This window comes from Haloglycomyces albus DSM 45210, assembly GCF_000527155.1.
Taxonomy (GTDB): Bacteria; Actinomycetota; Actinomycetes; order Mycobacteriales; family Micromonosporaceae; genus Haloglycomyces; species Haloglycomyces albus.
Window position 1 is genome coordinate 305,207 of record NZ_AZUQ01000001.1, and the last position, 22,185, is coordinate 327,391.

Here is a 22,185-nt window from a genome sequence, read left to right on the forward strand (position 1 = left end):
TTGCCTGAAAGACAACGTCCTACCGCAGGGATTACTACCTAACAGAAATTCAATTGTGCTTGGGCACCAGCATCAGTATCGTTCACGTCCATGGAATACGACATACCGAAAGAATGGGAACGTGTCGATCCGCAGCCAATCGATTGGCTGCGTGAAGAGGATGCAGACACAAACTGGACTGGATATGACCCGCTATATCCTGACATTCGGAGTGGACTGTGGATTCTCCATCGCATGTACGAAAACCCGGAAGCGGCCTCTTCGATAACGCACGACGACGCCGAACGGCAGGAATCGGCCGAACGCGGAATGGATACCAACAGCTCGCTTATCACCACCGGAGTTGGAGGAGGATGGATGGGTTACTATGATCCACCATGGCAGCGGCTCCGATGGGAGGAATTGTCCGCTCGTACCGGGGACCCGATCGTTCCGCCAGACTATCCGCCATGCCGTCGGGCCTTCCCGTCGGCGACGACGAATGGGGCGTGGCCGATCTCGATCGATCTTCCGTTGGAAGGAAGCATTGACGAACCGACGTTCGTGCGGCTTTCCGAGGTGCTCAACGAGCTCTATTACCCCGAACAGACAGTCTATGTGCACTACTGTGAATTGCAGTTTATGGAGTTCGACGAACCGTATGTACTTCGTGGAACGCTAAAGGATCTGACAAAGCTCACCGACGGCCCGGCAATGTCGAGCCCGCATAACATGTGGCCCGACGATCGCTCCTGGGTCACCTATACGGACTTCGACCTTTGGGGAACAAAGATCGTCGGAACGCCTGAACTAGAGAAGGCGCTAGAATCCGACCCCGAATTTGAAACCATTCGTATCGAATAGCAATCACGGCCCATAGGCCATAAACCCTACGACGGATCCTTGCCATTCGAATACAAGGATCTGCCGTAGCTATACTGAGAGACTTTGTGGGACGGCACAACACCGAATGCTCTTCACGAATAAAGCAATAGAGTCATATCGATTACTATTGTGTTGACAGTGGATTTCCCTCGCAGTACGAACCTCTTCGTTCAATACGTACATCCATAAATCCGGAATACCATCGTGTGTGAGTAGCCAATGGCACCTACACGCTCTCGCCCTGTGCGAAGCGGCGGCAGGCGTCGTAGAGCTTTTCGGCCTTTTCCTGCTCCCCGCGTTCCAGAAGCGTCTCAACCTTGCCAAGATTGTCGTAGATGTCGCCGGTCTTCTTGATCTGACGTTCCAAGGGACGCATGACCTGTACAGCGAGCTTCTTATAGGTCGCCTCCGCTTTGGGAGAAGTGCCGACGTCCAATTCGTCGGCCTTGGACGTCATTTCCGTGAGCAGAGTCTGGCGTCGCTCCTTGATCGACGCGAGATTCGCCGCGATGGAGTCACGGGTCCGTTTGACTCTTTCAACCGTCAGGGCTTCGTCCGACACTGCTCGTCCTCGTCTCTTCGGTGTTCGCGCTACTCCCCCACGATAACGGAGCCCCACCACCTACTACACCCCAGCACACAAGAATCGGGTGGAGCAAACGCCCTTTGCGCTCGCCCCACCCGATTACGATCCATCCGCTCTAGAATCGACTACGGATTCTCGCGGTGCTGCCGGCTTCGCCGACAGCCGGGTTAGCCGTCTTGCCTTAGCATCCGAGTTCGGCCAGCTCGAAGCTGGATCCGTTGTCGCGTCCAGCTTCCACATCGGTGATCTCAAAGTCGGCGGCGAAGCCGTCCTTCGAGACGATGATGGTGTAGCTGTCGGCGGTCAACCAGCGCTCGTAGCTGCCTGCCTCGTCGGTGAGCAAGTGGTAGACGTTGCCTTCGGAGTCGCGCAGTTGCACCTGCGCGCCTTCGAGGTCGGCAACGTTGCCCTCACAGTCGACCGAGTCGACCAGACCGGTCAGCTTGCCCTGTTCCGGACGAGGTACCACCATCATGGAAACCTCGATGACCGGAGACTCGTTCGGGCTCACGTACTCGGCGGTCAAGGTCGCCGTGTAGGTACCGGGCTGATCCAAGTCCTCAGCCGAGGTGACCACCTCAACCGTCACCGACTCTCCAGCCGGAACGGTCACGGCGTCCGGGCTGGCGGTCAGCCAGGCGGCGTCGGCGTCATTGGTCTCGGACATGATGGTGAACTCGCCGTTGGACTTCGACAGGTCCACCACGCCCTCGGCCGTACCGGAGTTGGTCAGTTCCAGCGTGTGGGTCCAAGTGGCACCCTGCTGTACCGCGCTACCGAGGTAGTCGGTGGAGGCTTCGATCATGGCGGTGCCAATTTCGAACGACGCGGTGACCACGCCGGAGCCTTCCACGTCGACGCTGCCGGAGGTGGAACCGTAGTCGGCCATCTCGGCGGTCAACTCGACCTCACCGGTCTCGGGGACGAACATCCAGAAGTCACCCTCGGCATCGGTGGTGCCGGAGGCTCCGCTCTCGTGGGACACGACAGCGCCTTCCAGGGCCGAACCGTCATTGGCGTCGGTGACCTCACCGCGCACCAGACCGCCGTCCTGCATGCCGCAGTCGCTCTGTCCGATCATGACGTTGTCGACCTGCCACCACCAGGCCCAGCTGCCGGTGTCGTCGTAGTGGAACTTGACGCGTGCGTCAGTAGCATCGGCCCATTCGCTCAGGTCCACGCTTTCGGTGGAGCTGGGAACGTCCGACGTCGCGTTCCACACTTCTTCCCAGGTGTCGCCACCGTCGGTGGAGAACAGAACCGTTGCCTCGGAACCGAGGTGGTTGTAGTCCTGGTCGAAGTACAGCGTCGGGTCGTCGGCACTGCTCAGGTCGAACACCGGGCTGACCAGTTCGGACTCGATGTCGTTACCGGTACCGGCGGCGTCGGAGTCGACGGTGGCGAAGCCGTCGCTGCCGGGCGTGTTATTTGATCGGCCGGCGTCGAACTCCCAGCCGTAACCCTCGTCGGCCAGGTTGTTGACCGTCCATCCGCTCGGGGTGCTGCCCTGGTCGAACGTCGAACCCATCGGGTCGAAGCCGTAGCCGGGAGCGGCGCAGGAGTCCACGGGCACCTCAATGACCATGTCCTCCACGTCAACACCCTCAACGGTCACCGACTGGTAGCCGTCGTATTCCGGAGTGACCTCCAGGTCCCACTGTCCGACGGGCAGTTCCAGTTCGAACTCACCGGTGACGGGGTCAGTGGTGGTGGAGGCTTCGCCTCCGACGGTGCTCACAGTGGCGGCCATCGGCCAGCCGTGTCCGGAGCCGTCGACGACGGTACCGGTGGCCACACCGCTGGGAACCTGTTCAAGGTTGAACGACAGTTCGTTGACGGTGTCCTGCTCGATGGTGACGGTGTCGGTGAACTCGTCGTATCCGAAGGCGGTGACCGTGACGTCCCAGTCTCCGGCGGTCAGAACTCCGTCGAAGGAGCCCTCGGCGTCGGTGGTGAAGTCACGGATGGTCTCACCGTTGTCGAAGACGACGGTGGCACCTTCCAGAGCGGCACCGTCGGCGTCGGTGACGCTTCCGTTGACGTCTCCGATGTCGCCGATCGGGGCGTTGTTGATCATCTCGAGAGCGTCAACGCGGCCGTGTCCGTAAACGTTGTTGGCGTCGCCGTCGCTTCCACACTGGTCGTCAGCGGTGGGAACGGCGGTTCCGGTCAACAGTTCGTAAATGGCGTCATAGTCACCCTGCAGGTGCGGGGCGGCGCTGATCAGCAGAGCCACCTGACCGGCGACGTGCGGGCCGGCCATGGACGTACCCGAGTACGAGTCGTATCCGTCCCCGGGAACCGAGGAGCGAACGTTGACGCCGGGCGCGGAGATGTCGGGCTTGATCTGCCCGTCAACTCCGGGGCCACGGGCCGAGAAGCCCGCGATCTCGTTGTTGATGTCGTAGGCACCGATTCCGAGCGCGTTGGGGTAGATCCCCGGGCTACCGGCCGTGTCACAGGCCGATCCGCCGTTGCCCAGTGAGGTCACGGGGATGACTCCGGCCGCGTGCCAGAGGTCCACGATCTCCACGTAGAAGTCGTCATAGCCGGGGGCGGTCGTACCCCAGGAGTTGTTGACGACGTCGGGAGCCTTGCTCGGGTCCGGGTTGTTGCCTTCCCAGTCGGTGGGAGCGGCGATCCACTCACCGGCTTCCAGCAGAGCAGCGGTGCTCGGGCAGCAGCCGTTCACACCGATCCACTCGGCACCGGGAGCGACACCGATCTGGTTGTCGCCGCCGTCGTCACCCACCATAGTTCCGGTGACGTGGGTGCCGTGGCCGTTGTTGTCACAAGGCTCGTCGCCACAGGCGTCCTGCACGTCATAGAAGTTGTAGTCGTGGGTGAAGGTACCGTCACCGTTGTTACCACGGTACTGGTCCACAATGGCCGGGTGGTCGAACTGGGCACCGGTGTCGATGAACGCGACGGTCGCGCCCGTTCCGTCGAAGCCCATGTCCCAGACGTCCGGAGCGTTGATGTTGTCCAGACCCCACTCGGTTCCATACGGTTCCACGTCGTTGCCGAATTCGTTGGACCGCTCTTCGGGCTCCACCAGTTCCAGCTCAGGGGCCTCGACAATCGATTCAATGCTCTCGATTGTGACGAGGTCCTCGAGTAGATCCTGATCACCGGTTACCCGAATCGTGGACGAAGCCCAGTATGATTCGTAGTCGATGCCCGCATCGTCGAGAAAGGCCTTCGCTTCGGCTTGCGATTCCTCTGCGAAGTCTTTGGCCGCCTTAACAGCGGCCTCACCTTTGTCGACCTTTGCGTCTTGGCTGTAGGCGGCATTGTAGTTAGGCTCACCTGGAAACCGTAGCCACGCTTCAGTGTCGCCATTTTCTTCGATTTCGGAAAGCAGATCCGCGTCTACTTTCTGATCAAGCAATGCTTGAACATCATTACCATCTTGTGCGGACGCTCCACCTGCGACAGTGAGGGGAACCAGCGTCCCGACACCGACTGCGGCGAGTGTCTTTTTCAAGCGTCGTTGTCGTTGGGTCACGACGACTCCTGTTCTATTGTGGGGCAAGCACACTCATAATGGTGAGGAGTATGCCCCGGGGTTCATCCTTACGAGAGTTATCCGTATTGGATGGATCAACCTGAGACCTCTTCGTGAAGTCCCGCGTTAGAGAATGGCATCAATATTGGGATATTGCAAGTATGCTATTTGCATCTACCGGCGGAGAAACCCTATGTCCCACAATCGTTTATATCCTTTACGGATAACCGTCCCAACACCTCATTATGCAACCGTTTATCTCGAGAAATAGGGACATGCTTCACTTGCCGGTCGCCCGACAAGTACCCTTGTTTATTAGTCGCTTAGCTGACTTTCCATGGTTATATATGTGACTAAGATAACTTTATATCTGGAACCATTTGGGAACCAAGCCATCGACTGAGACGTCGGATCCGCCCGCGAGCGCCGATCGTGGCGAAAATTTTTCGTCCGTTCACCGTTACGTTGGGTCGCTTCATTATCCCTGTGTGTATCGCAATTCTCCTCGCTCCCGCCGGAGTGTCACTTGAATGTTACTCACGATAGTCCTGTATACGACAGTGTCGGAATATTGACGCACAGTACGGAAACTTCATAGGCTTTAGCTGTTCCATTGCGCCCCATATCGTTAGGGAGCTATAATCGCAATGAATGCGCAAAGTTCAATTTACAAGTCTGAATCCACATCCACAGTTTCGTATGACTTTTCACGTCTGCACAAAGACGTTCGCCGGGAGCTTCGGCACTTGACCAAAGGCGACAATTGGCACGCCCCCATAGCCATAGCCGCCGATCTCATCGGCATCGCGGTCGCCATCGCCCTGTGCGTGACCGTTTCGTGGTGGTTCTATCCACTGGCGCTCATCTACATCGGTTCTACGCAACGGGGTTTCGTCAATCTACTGCACGAATCCACCCACAAGATTCTGGCCAAGAACAACCGCTTCAACCTTCTACTCGGAACGGTGTTCTCCGGCTATCTCGTGTTCCATCTCTATAACCCGTATCGCACCAGCCATATCGGTTTTCATCACCGTTATCTGGGTGATCCGGACAAGGATCCAGATTACTCGTTTCACCGCGAGGTCGGAATCTACGATCACGATCCCGGCAATCGGAACTTCTTCCTACGCAACATAGGACTCGCCCTGTTGGGCTTTCGCACCTTCGCCTACGTCAAGTACGTCGTCGAGGATCGACTGCTGTTCCGCGATAAGGAGGCCAAGGTGTCGATGCCTGTCAAGATGGGTACCGAACGGGCGATTCTCCTGCTGCAATGGGCGGTCATCTTCGGCGTCTGTGCCTATTTCGGTTGGCTGCACCTGCTTCTGCTGTTGTGGTTCGTTCCCCTGTTTACCACCGCCATCGCCATCGGGTGGTTGACCGAACTGGCCGAACACTATCCGCTCCCCGAGAGCGAGAGCAGTCAGATCCTCATGACCCGCAATCGCCACGGTTGGGCTCTCGAACGCTACCTGTTCGGCCGCCACAACGACAATTACCACCTCGTCCATCATCTCAATACCGGTATTCCCTTCTGGAACATGAAGAAGGCCCACAAGGTGCTTCTCAATGATCCCGCCTACCGGCGCTGGGACGGACTCTGGGCCGGAATCCTCACACGCGGTCCTCAGGAAGGGAACAAGGAAACCCTGATCACCTACGCCTCCAAGTACCGCGATTGGAAACGATCCGGTTCGGACCCCAAAGAACTGCGAGGACAGGACTCGTTTGCCACCGCCGCGGCCATGGCCGCCGCCCTCTAAGGAAGGACCTCCACCCATGACGTATTCCGACGAAACCACCCGAACACAAGCCGGACACGCCTTGAAGGCCATGGCGGCCGATCAACGTGTACGCGACGCCTTTCTGGACGGACGGCTGCTCGCCGACCTCTTTAAAACCGCGGCCGACCGCTACATCGTCGCCGCCGACCGCCACGAACTCGGCGAGAGACTGGCGCTGTTGGAGGCGAAGGGCTACCACACCGGTGTCGAACAGGTCGGCGAAGAGGCGCGCACCGCCGACGAGGTCAAAGAAGTCGTGGCCGAATACCACCGCCTCATCGAACAGTTCGCCGAGAAGCCGCCAAGGTACCCCGTGCAGCTGGGATTCGATCTCAGTAATGTCGGCTCGTTGGTCTCCCAGCAGGAGGCGAAGGACAACACCGGTCAACTGCTGGAGGCCGCCGCCGAGCTCGACATGCCCATCGTATTGAGCATGGAACGCTCCGGCTGGGTCGACGGCATTCTGGAGGTCTTCCAGGACTTGGCCGGGCGATACGACAATGTCGGACTGACCGTGCAGGCGCACCTGCACCGTACCGAGGACGACCTGGCCGACATCATCGCCGCCGGTCGTAAGGTTCGTCTGGTCAAGGGCGTCTATCACGAAACGGAGGACGTCGCCCTCCCACGCGGACCGAAACTCCAGGATCGCTACGTGGCTCTGCTGCAACGACTTCTCGACGCCGACGTTCCCGTCGCGGTCGGAACCCACGACGCGGATCTGTTGGAACGGCTGCGCTCCGAAGGCATGTTGACAGCCGTCACCGAAGTTGAGATGCTACATGGCGTGCAGGGTCATGTGCTTAAATCCCTACGAGAACAAGGAATTCAGTGTCGTATCGCCACTGTGTACGGACACAATTGGTGGCTGCACTTCCTCCATCGCCTTTCGGAACATCCTCCCAATGTCATTACCGCACTTGCCGATCTCTCCGATCCGTCGCGGATCGAATTTGGAAGTCAGTATTAGATAGACAGGACTAGCAGAGTGAACGACAGAGCCCAGACAGGCGATCGACCAGTGGCCGCCATTGTGGACGGCTACTCGACCGGGAACTTCCTCCCCGCCGCCTTCGACCGGCACGGTGCCGATGTGGTGCACGTGCAGAGCACGCCGGAGTGGATGACGTCCATGCTCCTGCCTGATTTGAACCAGTACACGGGCAATATCGTCTACGACGATCACGACAAAACCCTGCGGCGCATCCGAGAGTCCGGTGCGGTGGCGGTACTGGCCGGACAGGAACCGGGAGTACCGCTGGCCGACCTCTTGTCGAAGGACCTCGGGGTGGCCAGTAACGGGACGACCTATTCGGCGGCAAAGCGGGACAAGTTCCACATGATCGAAGCGATCCGCGACGCCGGACTCCACTGTGCCGACCAGTTGCGCAGTGGTTCGGTCGACGAGATCGTGGGATGGGCGCGCGAGCGCGACGAGTTCCCGGTCGTGGTGAAGCCGTTGAGTTCGGCTTCCACCGACGGCGTGACGATCTGCCACGACGTCGACGAGGTTCGCGATGCCGCCGAGGCGGTCTTGGCGGCCGAGGACATCTTCGACATCCGCAATCGCGAGGTTCTTGTGCAGTCGTATCTGGACGGTGTGGAGTACATCGTCGACACGGTCAGTTCACACGGCGAGCGTTTCGTGGTCGGCGTGTGGCGTTACGACAAGAATCTGGTGAACGGTAAGAACCTGTACGACCGGGATGTGCTCATTCCGGCCGACGAGGAGCCGGTCGCCGAGCTGATCGCTTACACCGACAAGGTGTTGGATGCTCTGAACATTCGTCACGGTCCGACGCACACGGAGGTCAAGATGACCTCGTCGGGGCCGGCCCTGGTGGAGATCGGCGCGCGTTTGAACGGCAATATGAATCCCGATTTCCACAACGTCTGCTTGGGGCACAACCAGGCGGATCTGATGGCACTGGCCTATTTGGATCCGCAACGGTTCGCGCGAGAGTACGGGGGACGCAATTATCAGGTGCGTCGCCCGGCGATCGTGTACAACGCCCCGAGCGAGGCCTCGGGAGAGGTGGAAGAGGTCGACGCGGCGGCGGTGAAGCGGATCGAGGAGCTGCCGTCGGTGTTTTTGATGAGCGTGAAGGTCAAGCCCGGTGGACGGGTGAAGCGGACGGTCGACCTGTTGACCTCGCCGCTGCGAATCTTCATGACCGGCGAGTCGATGGCCGATATCGACCGTGATTATCACCGTATCCAAGAATGGAAGGATGAGGTTTACCGGCTCTCATGCTGATGCAAACCTTTCGCACGGTGCGCGGTTTGACGCGCCCGCTACGGATTCTCTTCGTGACGACCTTGGTGTTCCGTTCGGGAACGATCGCGTTCCCGTTCTTGGCGGCGTACTTGCTGGCCACTGGGGATCACGGCTCCACCGAAGTGGGGTACGTGGTGGGTGCGTACGGTTTCGGGGCGCTGCTGGCCGACGTGTCGGCAGGGCCCCTGCTTCGGGTGTTGACGGGCCGGTCGATCATGTTGATGGGCCTGCTGGGCAATGCCGCCTTGGTGTCGCTCTTGCCGTTGGCCGGTGGCCTGCCGGTCTTGGTGGCGGCGACGTTCGTGTGGGGTTTCTTCTACGAGGTGTTTACCCCCGCGTCGTATACCGAGATCGTGGAGCACTGCCCGGACGAGGATCGGAAGGTGGCGTTTTCGTGTCACCGTCTGGCCATCAACATCGGCATGGGAATCGGTCCGGCCGTTGGCGGGTTGATTTACGCCTGGCAGCCGGTCGGCCTGTTCGTGGTCAATGCCGGTCTGGTGATCGTGGCGGCGGTGTATCTGTTCAGTCATCCGTTCAATTCCACGCAACAGGACGAGGCTCGGCCGCGGGGTCGTCTGGTGGCTCGTTCACTCAAGGGCGAGACGCGCTTCTGGACGATTTTCCTCCTGTCGATGCCGATCCACATGGCGTTCGCCTTGCCGCCGGTATTTTTGAGCGCCTATGTGATTCACGAACGCGACATGGCGAGTATGTGGGCGGGGATGCTGTTTTTCCTCAATGCCGGTCTGATCGTGCTGTTCGAAGTTCCGTTGAATACGGCCATGCGACGGTTGAGCCACTATTCCTCTCTGCTGATCGGCTATGCGCTGACGGCGGTCGGATTCGCCCTGATGGGTGTGTTCGGGATGTTCTGGGGGCTGGCCATGGCGACCGTTCTGTGGACGGTCGCCGAAATGATCGTTTTCCCCTCATTGATGCACTACGTGAGCGACGTGTCCGATGAGGAGGTCGTGGGCCGCAACATGGGACTGTACTCGGCCGGAGTGAACGTGGGTCTCATATCGATGCCGACGCTGAGTTTCCTGTGGACAAGCCAGTTCGGACCGTCCGGACCGTGGCTCGTCATGGGCGGCCTGGTGGCAGTCGCGTTGTTGCTGATCATAGCGGTCAAACGCAGTTCCTATATGTGGGTTCCCGGCGATCGCTCGGCCTCGACGCAGCATGTCGCTTAACGGTGTTGTCCAAGCCCGAGGTGCTGAAGCACGCCGGGACCCCGGCGATCCCACTGGTCGACGTACCGTACCGCGCCGCAGTTCCCGTTCGGCGGCTCGACGCTCGGTTGATCAGGCGGTGACCCGACCCGTGGGACTCGATCGGACCGGTCGACGCTACGTGCTTCCCACGCGACGGTGGACGGATCGTCGCGTGGGAAGGACACCGTGTGAACCGTATAGCCTGCCTGTGAACAGACCCCAGGCTCATCAGACTCCTCGTTTCCTCCCCTTTTCCCTACGTTAGGAGGCACAATGGTTGTCCATTTGAACAATGCCGGTGCCGGAATCATGCCGGAACCGGTACGCCAAGCGATGGTGACGTACCTGGACGCCGAGAGCGAGTTCGGTTCGTACGAGATCGAAGCACGCTCCGGCGATCATCTCGACGGCACCTTGTATCAGGCCGTCGCCGAACTGCTCAACGCTCCCGTCGACGACGTCGCCGTATTCGACAGCGCCACCCGTGGTTGGTTGAACGTGGTGACGGCCATGGAATTCCGTCCGGGCGATCGAGTCTGGGTGACTCCCTACGAGTACGCGGGGAATCTGATTCTGCTGTCGCGACTCCGCGAGAAATGGGGATTCTCCATCGAGGTCGTACCGGTCGGCGAGGACGGCGAACTGGACCAGGAGTGGATGGCCGCCTCGATCGACGACGACGTCGCCTTGGTCGCACTGTCGCACGTTCCCTCCGGCTGCGGGATCGTCAATCCCGTCGCCGCCATCGGTGAGATTCTGAAAAACCACCGCTGCTTCTACATCGTCGACGGTTGCCAGGCCGTCGGCCAGATCCCGATCGACATCGGCGCGATGCACTGTGACCTCTATACCGGCGCGGGACGCAAATTCCTGCGCGGTCCACGAGGTTCCGGATTCTCCTATACGTCTCCGCGTCTGCGCGACAGCCTCTATACACCGTTTCTCGACCTGCACGTCGCCCATATCAACGACGGTCGCTACAACGTCGAGGTGCGTACGGCGTCGGCACGGCAATGGGAGATGTCCGAACGGTCGAACGCGATCTCCATGGGCCTGGAAGCGGCCGTACGCTACCACCGGCAGCACAGCCATCTGGCTTACGATCATCACGCGGCCACACAATTGCGCGGCCACCTGTCCGACTCCGACCGGTTCGAACTCATTGATCCGGGTATGGAAAAGAGCAATATCGTGACCATCCGCCACCGGCACTGTTCCGCCGACGCAGCGGTGTCACGATTGCGGGAACAAGGGTTCAACGCGTGGGTCATGCACGGTCGCGACACCCCGATCTACATGAACGATCACGGTGTCGACGAGGCCATTCGCGTATCGCCGCACTACTACAACACGGCGACCGACATCAAATCCTTCTTCGACGCACTGGTGGCGCTGTAGGAGACGTTCAGAAGCCGCCGATATCAAGGCCGTCGGCACCACCGAAGTCGCCCATATCGTCCATTCCGCCGCCGCCGTCGTCGGCACCCGCATCGGCGTCGGAATCGGCACCTCCGGCGACCGCCTCGGGCGACGCGCCGTCCACCATGCCACCGGCATAGGCGGGAGCCAACAGGGCGTTGAACACCATGACACTCGCAATTCCACCCGCGACCCCGGCCGCCGCCGGTTGCCACCACGGAGTGGAGTACCAACCGGCCGGCACCGGTCGACCCTCGACACGGCCTCCCGGATGATAGTGAGTGTTCTCCTCGGTCGGCTGCGGAGAACCCGACACCGTCTGACCTTCCACTTCAGCCGACACCGGCTCTTTGAGCCGTCCGACCCCTTCGGTTCCCTTCAACTCGGGAACCGCCGGTCCCGGGTCCATATCCATGGCCTCACGTGCGGCACGAACGTAATACAGCCCCTCGATCGACGACTGCGCCGCCGCACGGAAACCGCTCACCGTCTCGGCGCTCTCCAAGGCGGCCCCGGCGGCGGTGTAGCGCTCCCCCGCATCCGACAAGGCCTGCCCGGCCGCCCGATTGTCTCCGGGAGCGGTCAGATTCATCGTCTGTCCGCCTAGGCGGTCGTACAGCTGGCGCGCTTCGGCTTCCGCCGCGGCCAGCCGCTCAGCACCCTTCTTATTGTTCGTATAAAGAATGAAGGCGATAAACGCTATCGCGCCCAGCAGAAGAAACACCCAAAGCCCCATACATACACACTACCGTCGGACGCACGATACGGCCACGACCGACCGGCGTTCACCTACCGATCCACGTTACCTATCAATGTTAGGAGCGGCCTTCTAGAGTGGAGACCATGGAAACTGTTGTCTTGGCGGTGCTGTGTGTGATCGTCGGTGTGATCGCGGGCTGGTTCATCGGGCGTACGCGGCAAGAACGTGAAATCGGTCAACTGCGAGAACGGCTGGACCTGGCGGCCTCGGGAGCGATGTCTCCCGAACTGACCGAACAGTCGCGCCGCAGCCTCGAAGAGGCCGTCTCCCCGTTGGCCGCGTCCCTGGAGCGCTACCAAGACCACTTGGACGACGTGGAACGCGCCCGCCGAGACGCCTATTCACAATTGCGCGTGCAACTCAGCGGAGTCGCCGAGATATCGCAAGAGGTCCGCGAGGAAACCGGCCGCCTGGCGGGGGCGCTGCGCTCGCCGAACGCACGCGGGCTCTGGGGCGAGGTACAGCTGAAGCGGCTGGCCGAATCGGCCGGAATGGTGGAGTACTGCGATTTCGACACGCAAGTGACCGTTTCGGGAGTACGCCCGGATTTGGTGGTGCGACTGGCCGACGACCGTTCGATCGTCGTGGACGCCAAAGCCCCCATGGACGCCTACCTGGCGTCGGTGGAAGCCGAGGACGGCAAGGAACGCGATCGACTCCTGGCCCGCCACGCGCAGCACCTGCGCACGCATGTGAAAACCCTGGCGAGCCGCTCCTACCCGACGTCGGTGGCGGGCAGTGCGGACTTCACCGTCTTGTTCGTTCCCTCGGATCAAGTCCTGGACGCGGCGTTGCGCTCGGACCCGACTCTGTTGGAGGAGGCCTTTTCGCAAGACGTGGTGGTGGCCTCTCCCGGTTCCCTGCTGGTGATTCTGAAGACGGCGGCGTTGACGTGGCGACAGGTTCGATTGGCCGAACACGCCCAGACCGTGCACCGCTTGGGCGGTGAACTGTTGGCGCGAATGGGAACAGTGGTAGAGCATCTGACTCGCCTCGGCGGATCGCTGGAAGGTGCGGTGCAGTCGTACAACCAAACGGTCGCCTCGGTGGAGTCGCGCCTGCTGGTGACGGCACGGCGCTTCCGCGAGCTCGAAGTGTCGGGTGAGGATGTCGGGCGTCCGTCGGCGGTGGAGACTCCCGTCCGCCTGCCCGCGAGCCGCGGCGAAGAGGACTGACGACCGCCTACCGGAGTTTAGAGACCGGAGAGACGCTGGCCCGCACGCAGCACGGCCATGCCGAGGCGGTCGCCCGCGCGGCGTCCCATGCGTTCGATGGGTCCCGACACGCTGATGGCGGCGACGACGCGTCCGGTCTTGTCGCGAATGGGGGCCGAGACGCTGGCGACTCCGGCTTCCCGCTCGGCGACCGACTGTGCGAACCCCCGACGACGCACTTCGGCGAGCGCCTTGGAGCTGAAGCGGCATTTGGGCAGGAGGGGGAGGATCGCTTCGGGCGGTTCCCAGGCGAGGAGGACTTGGGCGCCGGATCCTGCGGTCATGGGGAGCACGGAGCCGACCGGGACGGTGTCGCGGAGGCCGGAGGCGCGTTCGGCGGCGAGGACGCAGATGCGTTCGTCGGCGCGGCGCCGGTAGAGCTGGGTGGATTCTCCGGTTTGGTCGCGGAGGACGTTGAGGACGGGTTCGGCGCTGGCCAGCAGGATGTCGGCGCTGGCTCCGGCCAGTTCGCCGAGTTTGACGCCGGGTCTCCAGCGACCTTCGTTGTCGCGTTGGAGGATGTCGTGGGCTTCTAGGGCTTGGGCCAACCGGTGTGCGGTGGCGCGGGGTAGTCCGGTGTCGTGGACGAGCTCGGCCAAGGAGGCTCCTTTGGCGCTGGCTTCGAGGATGAGGACCGCCTTGTCGAGCACTCCGACACCACTGATATTATCTGGTCTCACGAGATGAACGATACCTCCCAGGATTTGAGATACACAAAGATTGGCAGTTGAAATGTCTAGTACATCACACGTTGGGATGCGGTCGGGTCCAATGACTCTGGCCGAAAAGATCTGGGCCGACCACGTGGTGAGCTCCGCCGCCGGCCAACCCGACCTTCTCTACATCGATCTACACCTCCTGCACGAGGTGACCAGTCCGCAGGCTTTCGACGGGCTGCGACAGGAGGGGCGTCGGGTCCGTCGCACCGACCTCACCATCGCGACCGAGGACCACAACACGCCGACTGACAATCTGTTCACCATTTCCGATCCCACCAGTCGCAAACAGGTCGACACCCTGCGCGCCAACTGTGAGGAGTTCGGTGTCCGGCTGCATCCGCTGGGCGACGAGGAGCAGGGCGTCGTCCACGTGGTGGGTCCGCAGCTGGGCCTGACCCAGCCGGGCACGACCGTGGTGTGCGGCGATTCCCACACCTCCACGCACGGTGCGTTCGGAGCCGTCGCCTTCGGTATCGGCACCTCCGAAGTCGAGCACGTCCTGGCCACTCAGACGCTGCCGCAGTCGACGCCCAAGACCATGGCCGTCACCGTCAACGGCTCCCTTCCCGACGGAGTGAGCCCGAAGGACCTTATTCTGGCCGTCATCGCGCGCGCCGGAACCGGCGGCGGCAAGGGCCACATCGTCGAATATCGCGGTCAGGCCATCGAGGAGATGTCCATGGAAGGCCGCATGACGGTATGCAACATGAGCATCGAGTGGGGCGCCAAGGCCGGGCTCATCGCCCCCGACGAGACGACCTTCGCCTATCTCAAGGACAAACCGAACGCCCCGCAGGGAACCGACTGGGACGCGGCGGTGGAGTACTGGCGTGGACTGCACACCGATGCCGACGCCGAGTTCGACCACGAGATCGTCATCGACGCCACGGAACTGTCCCCGTACGTCACCTGGGGTACCAACCCCGGACAAGGGGCGCCGCTGAACTCGACGGTGCCGTCGCCGGAGGACTTCGACGACGCGGATGAGCGCGAGGCGACTCGAAAGGCTCTGGACTACATGGACTTGACGGCTGGTCAGGTCCTGCGTGACGTGGGAGTGAACGTGGTGTTCCTGGGTTCGTGCACCAACGGCCGTATCGAAGACCTCCGCACGGCCGCCGCGATGATCGAGGGACGGTCCGTCGCCGACGGCGTCCGCATGCTGGTGGTTCCGGGTTCGGCTCGGGTTCGCGCCCAGGCCGAATCGGAGGGCCTGGATCAGGTGTTCACCAAGGCCGGGGCGGAATGGCGTTTCGCCGGTTGTTCCATGTGTCTGGGGATGAATCCCGACCAGCTCAGCGCCGGGGAGCGTGCGGCCTCCACGTCCAACCGCAATTTCGAGGGCCGGCAAGGCAAGGGCGGTCGCACGCACCTGGTGTCGCCGGCCGTCGCCGCCGCCACCGCCGTCCGGGGCACCCTGTCGTCCCCCGCCGATCTTTAGGAGAGGAAACCATGGCTCAGAGCAATTCCAAGGGCTTCCGGGTCCACACCGGAGCGGGCGCGCCGCTGCGGTATTCGAACGTCGACACCGACCAGATCATTCCGTCGGTGTATCTCAAGCGGGTCACCAAAACCGGCTTCGCCGACGCCCTGTTCGCCGAATGGCGCGAGCAGGAGGACTTCGTATTGAACGACGCCACCTATCAGGACGCGTCGATCCTGGTCGCGGGTACTGAATTCGGCACCGGGTCCTCGCGGGAGCACGCCGTGTGGGCCTTGAAGGACGGCGGTTTCGCCGTCGTCATCGCACCGCGTTTCGGCGATATCTTCCGCAACAACAGTTTGAAGAACGGCTTGCTGACAATTGAACTCCCCTATGCCGACGTCGAACAACTCTGGGACGCGATAGAGGACAAACCAGACACTCAGATCATCGTCGATCTGGAACGCCAACGGGTCGAATATGCCGATACGGCAGTGGAGTTCGAATTCGATGAATTCTCTCGATGGCGTTTGTTGGAAGGGCTCGACGATATCGCTTTGACTCTGCGGAGTGAATCTCTGATAGCGGAGTACGAATTGCGTCGTCCCACTTGGAAACCACGTACCCAAGCTGCGGCGCACGATTAACGTCGCCCTCCCGAACGGTTCGCCTAAGCGCCACTGTTAATCCACACAGTCGCTCGCATATCAGCGCCCCGCGAAGCTTCAATCGGCTTCGCGGGGCGCTGTTTTTACGACTGTGCGCTCCGAGTTTCCGACTCTGAAGCCCTAAATAGAGAGCGCTCATAAAAAAATCCTTGCGACACAGAGGGTTTTTTCACCGAAACAGTTGCATCCTGTTTCAAAAAGGAATAACGTGCGATTAACAGCCTGAGTAATATAAGCAACCACAATGGGAGGAAAGCTTCGTGAACAAGGCAGAGTTTGTTGAACGGATCGCCTCACGGACAGGCGAGCGTCAACAGGTCAAGGAGATCGTCGACGTCGCGATCGATGAAATCCAACGCGCGGTGGTAAAAGGCGAAAAGGTATCGTTCGCGGGATTCGGGGTATTCGAAAAACGCAAGCGAGCCGCCCGTATGGCGCGTAATCCTCGCACCGGTGAAGCCGTGCGAGTCAAGAAAACCGTTGTTCCCGCCTTCCGTCCCGGAACCGGGTTCAAAGAGCTCGTCACCGGAAAACGTAAACTGCCTAAACTGGCAAAAAGGACGGCCAAGAAGGCCGCGAAGAAAACCACTCGCGCGGCCGCCGGTACCACTTCACGTAAAAAGGTAGCTACGAGCCGCGTCGCCAAGAAGGCCGCGAAAAAGACAGCACGTAAGTCAACCGCGCGGAAAGCCGCCGCTAAAAAAGCGACTCGCCGTACCACGCGTCGGAAGTAGACAGTTGAGAGCTGTAGCCGAATAGGGTCCTCGCAAATGACGTGAGGGCCCTATTTCGCGCCCACAATCCCCTCGTCATCCACACTCCCGTGTGAATTATCGGTATTTTACGCTTCGGTAATGCCGTCATCATTCATTCCGTATTTCCCCGGAAACGAACATAGAACGGTAAGGGGACTTATTCAAAAATGTCTCCAACCGTTCTGCAATACCAATTAATGCGACACGCCGTGTCGATTCCGGTCCCCACCGTCAGATCTACAGGCGCTCCACCGCGACCAAGGTACTGTCGTGAAACGACAACACCCATGCCTGGCCTTGCCGGGTGGAGACGTCGCTGACGGCGACACCGTCTTCATCCGACAGAATCGCGATGGAGTCGGCGATCGTGCTTTCCTCCGCCCCGATAACGGCACAGCCAGGGGTGGTGGCGAACTGCCGCAGGCGTTGCGTCGAACGTTCCGGGTTACGTTCATGCGCTTCGGCGTCGAAGATTCCGTCGCCCAACAGGTTCAACCCCGCCGCTGAAGCGACCGGCTCGACCGTTTGCACAACCGCACGCGCCGAGGCCGAATAGGCTCGATCGGGCTGATACAGCGACACCAATCCGGCCAGCCGTACCGCCTGACGTTGCCCCGCTTCGCTCAATGGCGCAGTCACCATCGGACGTCGGTCGTCCTGGTCCATCTCGGCGGGTGCGGCGACGATCAAGGTCGACGTGATCGTCGGCAGCTCAGCGAAACTCCGCAACGCCTGTTGATCGCGGGGACGGTCCAACTTCTCCACCGCCTGATCCAGCGGCAACCACCGGCGTTCACCGATCTCTTCATTGGCGCTGAATCCCGCCTCGGGCTTATCAGTGCGCATTGACCAGAAGTCAACACTCTTGTGCACATCCCCGTCGGAATTCGGCAGTACATATCGGGCCGAACACAACCAAGCCTGGGGTATCGGCGGAACGCCCGTCTCTTCTTCAACTTCCCGGCAGGCGGCGATCAACAACGGCTCGTCGGCTTCCAGTTTTCCCTTGGGCAACGACCAGTTGCCTACACTCGGACGCCAAATCGCGGCCACTTCGACCCCGTCGGCAGCCGGTCGCCAGAGAACCCCACCCGCAGCGGCGACATTTCGTGGTTCAGGTCTCACAAGGACACATTATTCCTTGTAATACGCCTATTGTCGAGAACCCGGGAGAGCAAATTCTGTTCCACACCGCGAGCTACCCGGTCACTCCGGGGCGAAACCACCTCTCCGGTGCCCTGTTTCAGGACGACGGACACGGTTGCGCCCCTCTGCCGTACCGATGGGCATTGGCGATGAGGGGCGTACCGGGCAGTCGTCGTCTGGGCCGTACTAGCGGATCTGCTTGCGATCCCCTCCGGTGAGGGTGTCCTTCGCCTTCCAACCCAGGAAGACCAAACCACCCACGATCGCCACGAAGAACACGGCCTTGAGGAGGAAGGCGATCACGGTCCCGAAGAACCCTAGGATTTGGAATACCAGCCATACCGCGACGAGCGCACCACCGGCCAGGGCGGCGAGCCACCCGAACAAACGCCAATTCATTGCGTTACTCCAGAACAGTCGAATAGAAATTTGATGTCAATTTGACTCTATGATGACATCATTGATGTCAATTGGCAAGCACCCCTGCTCAGGACTCCCACCCACGGGGCGTTCACCGCTGAAGCCCAGACTAGTGGGGACCGCGAAACACCGGCAAGCGTCGAACGACCCCAGGGCAGACGAAACACAGGAGACGAGCCGCGCCAAGGAGCGTGCGAGAATCGACTCAATCCGCCCGCGAGTACGACTCGACTCCACGGCGGCCAGTACAGTTTCATTTGACCGATCACAAACCACGAGGAGGCCGTATGCCTGCTGATCCCGTCGTCTACACGGGCCGACGCAAAGGTGGAGATAAATACACCTTCGCGCTCAACGCCGTGGGTGCCGTCATCAAAAGCGGCCTCAACATTCTGACCAAGCGCGACTGGCGCGGCGTGGCGAACGTCCCCCTCCAAGGCCCGGTCATCTTCGTCGGCAACCACTACAGCCACTTCGACCCCCTACCGCTGGCACATTTCCTCTACAACGCCGGACGGCACCCCCACTTCCTCCTCAAAAACAGCATCATCGAAGTTCCCGTCGCCGGTCCCTTGATCAAAGCCACCGGCCAAATCCCCGTCTACCGCGGCAGCAAGAGCGCCGCCGAATCACTCCGCGCCGCCATCGCCATGCTCGAATCCGGCGGACCGGTCATCATCTATCCCGAAGGAACCACCTCCAAAGACCCCGACCGCTGGCCCATGCGCGGCAAAACGGGAGTGGCCCGCCTGGCATTGGAGACCGGCGCCCCCGTCGTCCCGATCGCACAGTGGGGTTCGCAGGCGATCTTCGACCCGCTCGCCAAGAAGGGCAAGTTCCGCTTCGGCCTGCGCAAACAGGTTATCGTCTCGGCGGGCAAAGAGGTCAACCTGGACGCCTGGCGTGGACGCGACGACCTCAGCAACAGCGACCTACAGGACATGAGCAACCACATCATGGAAGCCGTCCGCGATGAGCTTGCCTCCATTCGCGGCGAAGAGGCTCCACCACCCCTCTATGATCGACACCGCGATCGTAAAAGCCAGGTACGAGACGAGGAAAGTGAGACTGGGGAATGAGAGCAGCCGTCATGGGAGCCGGTTCGTGGGGTACCGTCTTCGCCAAGATCATGGCCGACGCCGGGGTCGACACCCGCATCTGGGCACGACGACCGCATGTGGCCGACGGCATCAACACCCAGCGACGTAATCCGGACTACTTCCCCGACATCGCTCTGCCCGAACACGTCACCGCGGACGTGGACGCCGCGACCGTCCTGGACGGGGCCGACATCGTCGTGCTGGCCGTCCCCAGCCAAACCCTGAGCACCAACCTTCCCGCATGGAACGGCCACATCGACTCCGACGCCACGGTCGTCAGCCTCATGAAAGGCATCGAGCTGGGCACCCTGCGGCGCATGAGCGAAGTGATCGCCGACGTCAGCGGCATCGCCTCCGACCGCATCGCCGTCGTGTCCGGGCCGAACCTCGCCTTGGAGATAGCCCGAGAAGAACCGACCGCCTCGGTCGTCGCCTGCCCCGACCACAAACGGGCCGTGCACTTGCAGAACGCCATCACCACCGACTACTTCCGCCCCTACACCAACACCGACGTCATCGGCTGTGAACTGGGAGGGGCCACCAAAAACGTGATCGCCCTGGCCTACGGCATGGCCACCGGCATGGGTCTGGGCGACAACACCAAAGCCACCCTGATCACCCGCGGCTTGGCCGAAACCACCCGCCTGGGTGCGCACCTCGGCGCCGACCCGGCCACCTTCGCCGGACTCGCGGGTTTGGGAGACCTGGTAGCGACCTGCATTTCCCCGCTATCGCGCAACCACACCTTCGGCAAACAACTCGGCCTCGGATCGAGTTTGGAAGAGGCCGCCGACATCACCAAAAAGACGGCCGAGGGCGTCAAGAGCTGCCGTTCCATTCGCGACCTCGCTTCCAAAGCGGGCGTAGAGATGCCGATCTGCGAAACGGTGGAAAAGGTATGCTACGAAGGTCTCGATCCACGGACCGCCGTCGCCACCCTGATGGCGCGTGAGACCAAACCCGAATCAGAACAACTGAGGAGCCAACACAATGAACAATAAGCCCACAGTCGCCGTGCTGTTCGGTGGCCGCAGCGTCGAACACTCGGTGTCCTGCGTATCCGGCTCCCAGGCGGCGAAGGCTCTCCGTGAGCGCGGCTATTCGGTTCGCACCATCGGCATCACCCGCTCTGGTTCGTGGTTGGACATCAATTCGGACGCCACCTTCGACATGACCGAAGACGAACTACCGGAAGTCACCGTCGCCTCCGGTACCCCCCTGTCGCTGGAGTTGGGCCCCGACGCGACCAAGCTCGCCGATGTGGTGTTCCCGATCTTCCACGGCCCCTGGGGCGAGGACGGTACGGTTCAAGGCCTGTTGGACATGGCTCAGGTGCCGTACGTCGGCTCCGGCGTGCTGTCATCGGCCGTCTGCATGGACAAGGACGTCGCCAAACGCCTCACCGAGCAGGCGGGAATCGCACAGGGCCCGTACGTGGTCGTCGGAGAGAACGAACCGGTCGACCAGGAAGCCGTCATCGCCAAACTGGGTCTGCCGTTGTTCGTCAAACCGGCACGGGCCGGTTCGTCGCTGGGGATTTCGAAAGTGACCTCGAGCGACGACCTGACCCCGGCCCTGGAGAAGGCACTGCGCACCGACCCCAAGCTGATCCTCGAGGCGGCCGTCCCGCACGTGCGCGAAATCGAAGTGGGCGTACGCCAAGAACGCGACGGCTCCATCGTCACCGCCCACCCACTGGAGGTACTGGAACAGAACGAGGACGGCTGGTTCGACTTCGACGCGAAATACCTGGGCAGCTCGGAACCGTTCAACCTGAAGCCCGAATTCACCTTCATCACCGTCGAAGAGATCCAGAAAACCGCCGAACAGGTATTCCGCACACTCGAATGCCGCGATTACGCGCGGATCGACTTCTTCCTCACCAAGGGCGGCGAGCTCATGCTCAACGAGGTCAACACCAGCCCCGGCCTGACCCCGGTGTCGGGAGTACCGCAAGCGTTCAACGCACTGGGCGTTTCGTACGGCGAGCTCGTGGAGTCGTTCGTCCTCAACGCCGCACAGCGCGAGCCGGGAGCGCTCGCGTAAATCCGCGTTCGTCTTGCTGAGCGTCGGCGGAAAACGGCAAAGGTTCTCATAGTTGTGGCAGCGAGCGGGAAGACCGCTCGCTGCCACTGCGTTTATCCGCCCATTTAGGATTGCGGAATGTCGGTGTCGTGGAGTGCGGCAATCGCACTGGCGAACATGCGGCAACTCATCGCCGGCACCGCATGAGGGAGTTCAGTTTCCCTCTGTGCATGAATCGTAAGTTGTCGCGATTGCGACTCAAGCGCACTGACAATCGTCTACCTGATTACTTTTCA

19 protein-coding genes are annotated in these 22,185 nt (G+C 61.2%); 13 read left to right on the forward strand and 6 right to left on the reverse strand.

Annotated elements, in window-relative coordinates; all coding sequences use genetic code 11:
• Positions 1-234: 234 nt before the first annotated feature.
• The gene (locus HALAL_RS0101540) at positions 235-843 is read left to right on the forward strand and encodes a hypothetical protein (RefSeq protein ID WP_156937552.1); all 609 of its coding nucleotides are present in this window, start codon (positions 235-237) and stop codon (positions 841-843) included.
• Between the two features lie 247 nt (positions 844-1,090).
• Here HALAL_RS0101540 and HALAL_RS0101545 read toward each other — a convergent pair whose 3' ends face one another.
• Together HALAL_RS0101545 and HALAL_RS0101550 are read right to left on the reverse strand one after the other, a co-directional pair.
• On the reverse strand, positions 1,091-1,426 hold the full coding sequence (locus tag HALAL_RS0101545) for a hypothetical protein (protein ID WP_025272315.1): 336 nt from the start codon (positions 1,424-1,426) through the stop codon (positions 1,091-1,093).
• Positions 1,427-1,631: 205 nt separating this feature from the next.
• Complete coding sequence (locus HALAL_RS0101550; RefSeq protein WP_025272316.1) at positions 1,632-4,958, reverse strand: S8 family serine peptidase; 3,327 nt, start codon at positions 4,956-4,958, stop codon at positions 1,632-1,634.
• Positions 4,959-5,704: 746 nt separating this feature from the next.
• Here HALAL_RS0101550 and HALAL_RS0101555 point away from each other — a divergent pair.
• The 5 genes from HALAL_RS0101555 to HALAL_RS0101575 all read left to right on the forward strand — a co-directional run bounded on the left by HALAL_RS0101555 (position 5,705) and on the right by HALAL_RS0101575 (position 11,638).
• The gene (locus HALAL_RS0101555; RefSeq protein WP_211240410.1) at positions 5,705-6,724 is read left to right on the forward strand and encodes a fatty acid desaturase family protein; all 1,020 of its coding nucleotides are present in this window, start codon (positions 5,705-5,707) and stop codon (positions 6,722-6,724) included.
• A gap of 16 nt (positions 6,725-6,740) precedes the next feature.
• Positions 6,741-7,715 carry a proline dehydrogenase family protein gene (locus HALAL_RS0101560; RefSeq protein WP_025272318.1) on the forward strand — a complete coding sequence of 325 codons (975 nt, stop codon included), beginning with the start codon at positions 6,741-6,743 and terminating at the stop codon, positions 7,713-7,715.
• Positions 7,716-7,733: 18 nt separating this feature from the next.
• Positions 7,734-9,002 carry an ATP-grasp domain-containing protein gene (locus HALAL_RS0101565; RefSeq protein WP_035534305.1) on the forward strand — a complete coding sequence of 423 codons (1,269 nt, stop codon included), beginning with the start codon at positions 7,734-7,736 and terminating at the stop codon, positions 9,000-9,002.
• Positions 8,996-10,219 (forward strand): MFS transporter, encoded by a 1,224-nt coding sequence (locus tag HALAL_RS0101570; RefSeq protein ID WP_051462665.1) that lies wholly within the window; start codon positions 8,996-8,998, stop codon positions 10,217-10,219. Before HALAL_RS0101565 ends, HALAL_RS0101570 begins: the two co-directional genes overlap by 7 nt.
• 294 nt (positions 10,220-10,513) lie before the next feature.
• On the forward strand, positions 10,514-11,638 hold the full coding sequence (locus HALAL_RS0101575; protein ID WP_025272321.1) for an aminotransferase class V-fold PLP-dependent enzyme: 1,125 nt from the start codon (positions 10,514-10,516) through the stop codon (positions 11,636-11,638).
• A 7-nt stretch (positions 11,639-11,645) separates the two neighbouring features.
• On the opposite strand, the gene HALAL_RS0101580 is transcribed toward HALAL_RS0101575, so the two are convergent.
• Positions 11,646-12,395 carry a hypothetical protein gene (locus tag HALAL_RS0101580; protein WP_025272322.1) on the reverse strand — a complete coding sequence of 250 codons (750 nt, stop codon included), beginning with the start codon at positions 12,393-12,395 and terminating at the stop codon, positions 11,646-11,648.
• A gap of 107 nt (positions 12,396-12,502) precedes the next feature.
• On the opposite strand from HALAL_RS0101580, the gene HALAL_RS0101585 reads away from it, so the two are divergent.
• Positions 12,503-13,594 (forward strand): DNA recombination protein RmuC, encoded by a 1,092-nt coding sequence (locus tag HALAL_RS0101585; protein ID WP_025272323.1) that lies wholly within the window; start codon positions 12,503-12,505, stop codon positions 13,592-13,594.
• A gap of 17 nt (positions 13,595-13,611) precedes the next feature.
• On the opposite strand, the gene HALAL_RS0101590 is transcribed toward HALAL_RS0101585, so the two are convergent.
• Positions 13,612-14,298: an IclR family transcriptional regulator domain-containing protein gene (locus HALAL_RS0101590; protein WP_025272324.1), complete on the reverse strand. Its 687-nt coding sequence runs from the start codon at positions 14,296-14,298 to the stop codon at positions 13,612-13,614.
• A gap of 67 nt (positions 14,299-14,365) precedes the next feature.
• Here HALAL_RS0101590 and leuC point away from each other — a divergent pair, with 67 nt between their 5' ends.
• From leuC to HALAL_RS0101605, 3 genes are all read left to right on the forward strand, one after another.
• The gene (gene leuC, locus HALAL_RS0101595) at positions 14,366-15,793 is read left to right on the forward strand and encodes a 3-isopropylmalate dehydratase large subunit (RefSeq protein WP_084471806.1); all 1,428 of its coding nucleotides are present in this window, start codon (positions 14,366-14,368) and stop codon (positions 15,791-15,793) included.
• Positions 15,794-15,804: 11 nt separating this feature from the next.
• Positions 15,805-16,422 carry a 3-isopropylmalate dehydratase small subunit gene (leuD, locus tag HALAL_RS0101600; RefSeq protein WP_025272326.1) on the forward strand — a complete coding sequence of 206 codons (618 nt, stop codon included), beginning with the start codon at positions 15,805-15,807 and terminating at the stop codon, positions 16,420-16,422.
• Positions 16,423-16,703: 281 nt separating this feature from the next.
• A complete protein-coding gene (locus HALAL_RS0101605; protein WP_029767188.1) occupies positions 16,704-17,177 on the forward strand; it encodes an HU family DNA-binding protein in 474 nt (157 codons plus the stop codon).
• Positions 17,178-17,435: 258 nt separating this feature from the next.
• Here the strand turns inward: HALAL_RS0101605 and HALAL_RS0101610 are convergent, their stop codons facing one another.
• Both HALAL_RS0101610 and HALAL_RS0101615 read right to left on the reverse strand, forming a co-directional pair.
• Positions 17,436-18,323 (reverse strand): NUDIX hydrolase, encoded by an 888-nt coding sequence (locus tag HALAL_RS0101610; RefSeq protein ID WP_025272327.1) that lies wholly within the window; start codon positions 18,321-18,323, stop codon positions 17,436-17,438.
• A 207-nt stretch (positions 18,324-18,530) separates the two neighbouring features.
• Complete coding sequence (locus tag HALAL_RS0101615) at positions 18,531-18,743, reverse strand: hypothetical protein (RefSeq protein ID WP_025272328.1); 213 nt, start codon at positions 18,741-18,743, stop codon at positions 18,531-18,533.
• Positions 18,744-19,051: 308 nt separating this feature from the next.
• Here HALAL_RS0101615 and HALAL_RS0101620 point away from each other — a divergent pair, with 308 nt between their 5' ends.
• Genes HALAL_RS0101620 through HALAL_RS0101630 form a run of 3 tightly spaced genes read left to right on the forward strand, consistent with a single transcriptional unit; the run spans position 19,052 to position 21,910 of the window.
• Positions 19,052-19,843, forward strand: a complete 792-nt coding sequence (locus HALAL_RS0101620) for a lysophospholipid acyltransferase family protein (protein WP_025272329.1) — start codon at positions 19,052-19,054, stop codon at positions 19,841-19,843.
• Positions 19,840-20,865, forward strand: a complete 1,026-nt coding sequence (locus HALAL_RS0101625) for an NAD(P)H-dependent glycerol-3-phosphate dehydrogenase (protein WP_025272330.1) — start codon at positions 19,840-19,842, stop codon at positions 20,863-20,865. The genes HALAL_RS0101620 and HALAL_RS0101625 overlap by 4 nt, the downstream gene beginning before the upstream one ends.
• The gene (locus tag HALAL_RS0101630) at positions 20,855-21,910 is read left to right on the forward strand and encodes a D-alanine--D-alanine ligase family protein (protein WP_025272331.1); all 1,056 of its coding nucleotides are present in this window, start codon (positions 20,855-20,857) and stop codon (positions 21,908-21,910) included. Before HALAL_RS0101625 ends, HALAL_RS0101630 begins: the two co-directional genes overlap by 11 nt.
• Positions 21,911-22,185 lie beyond the last annotated feature (275 nt).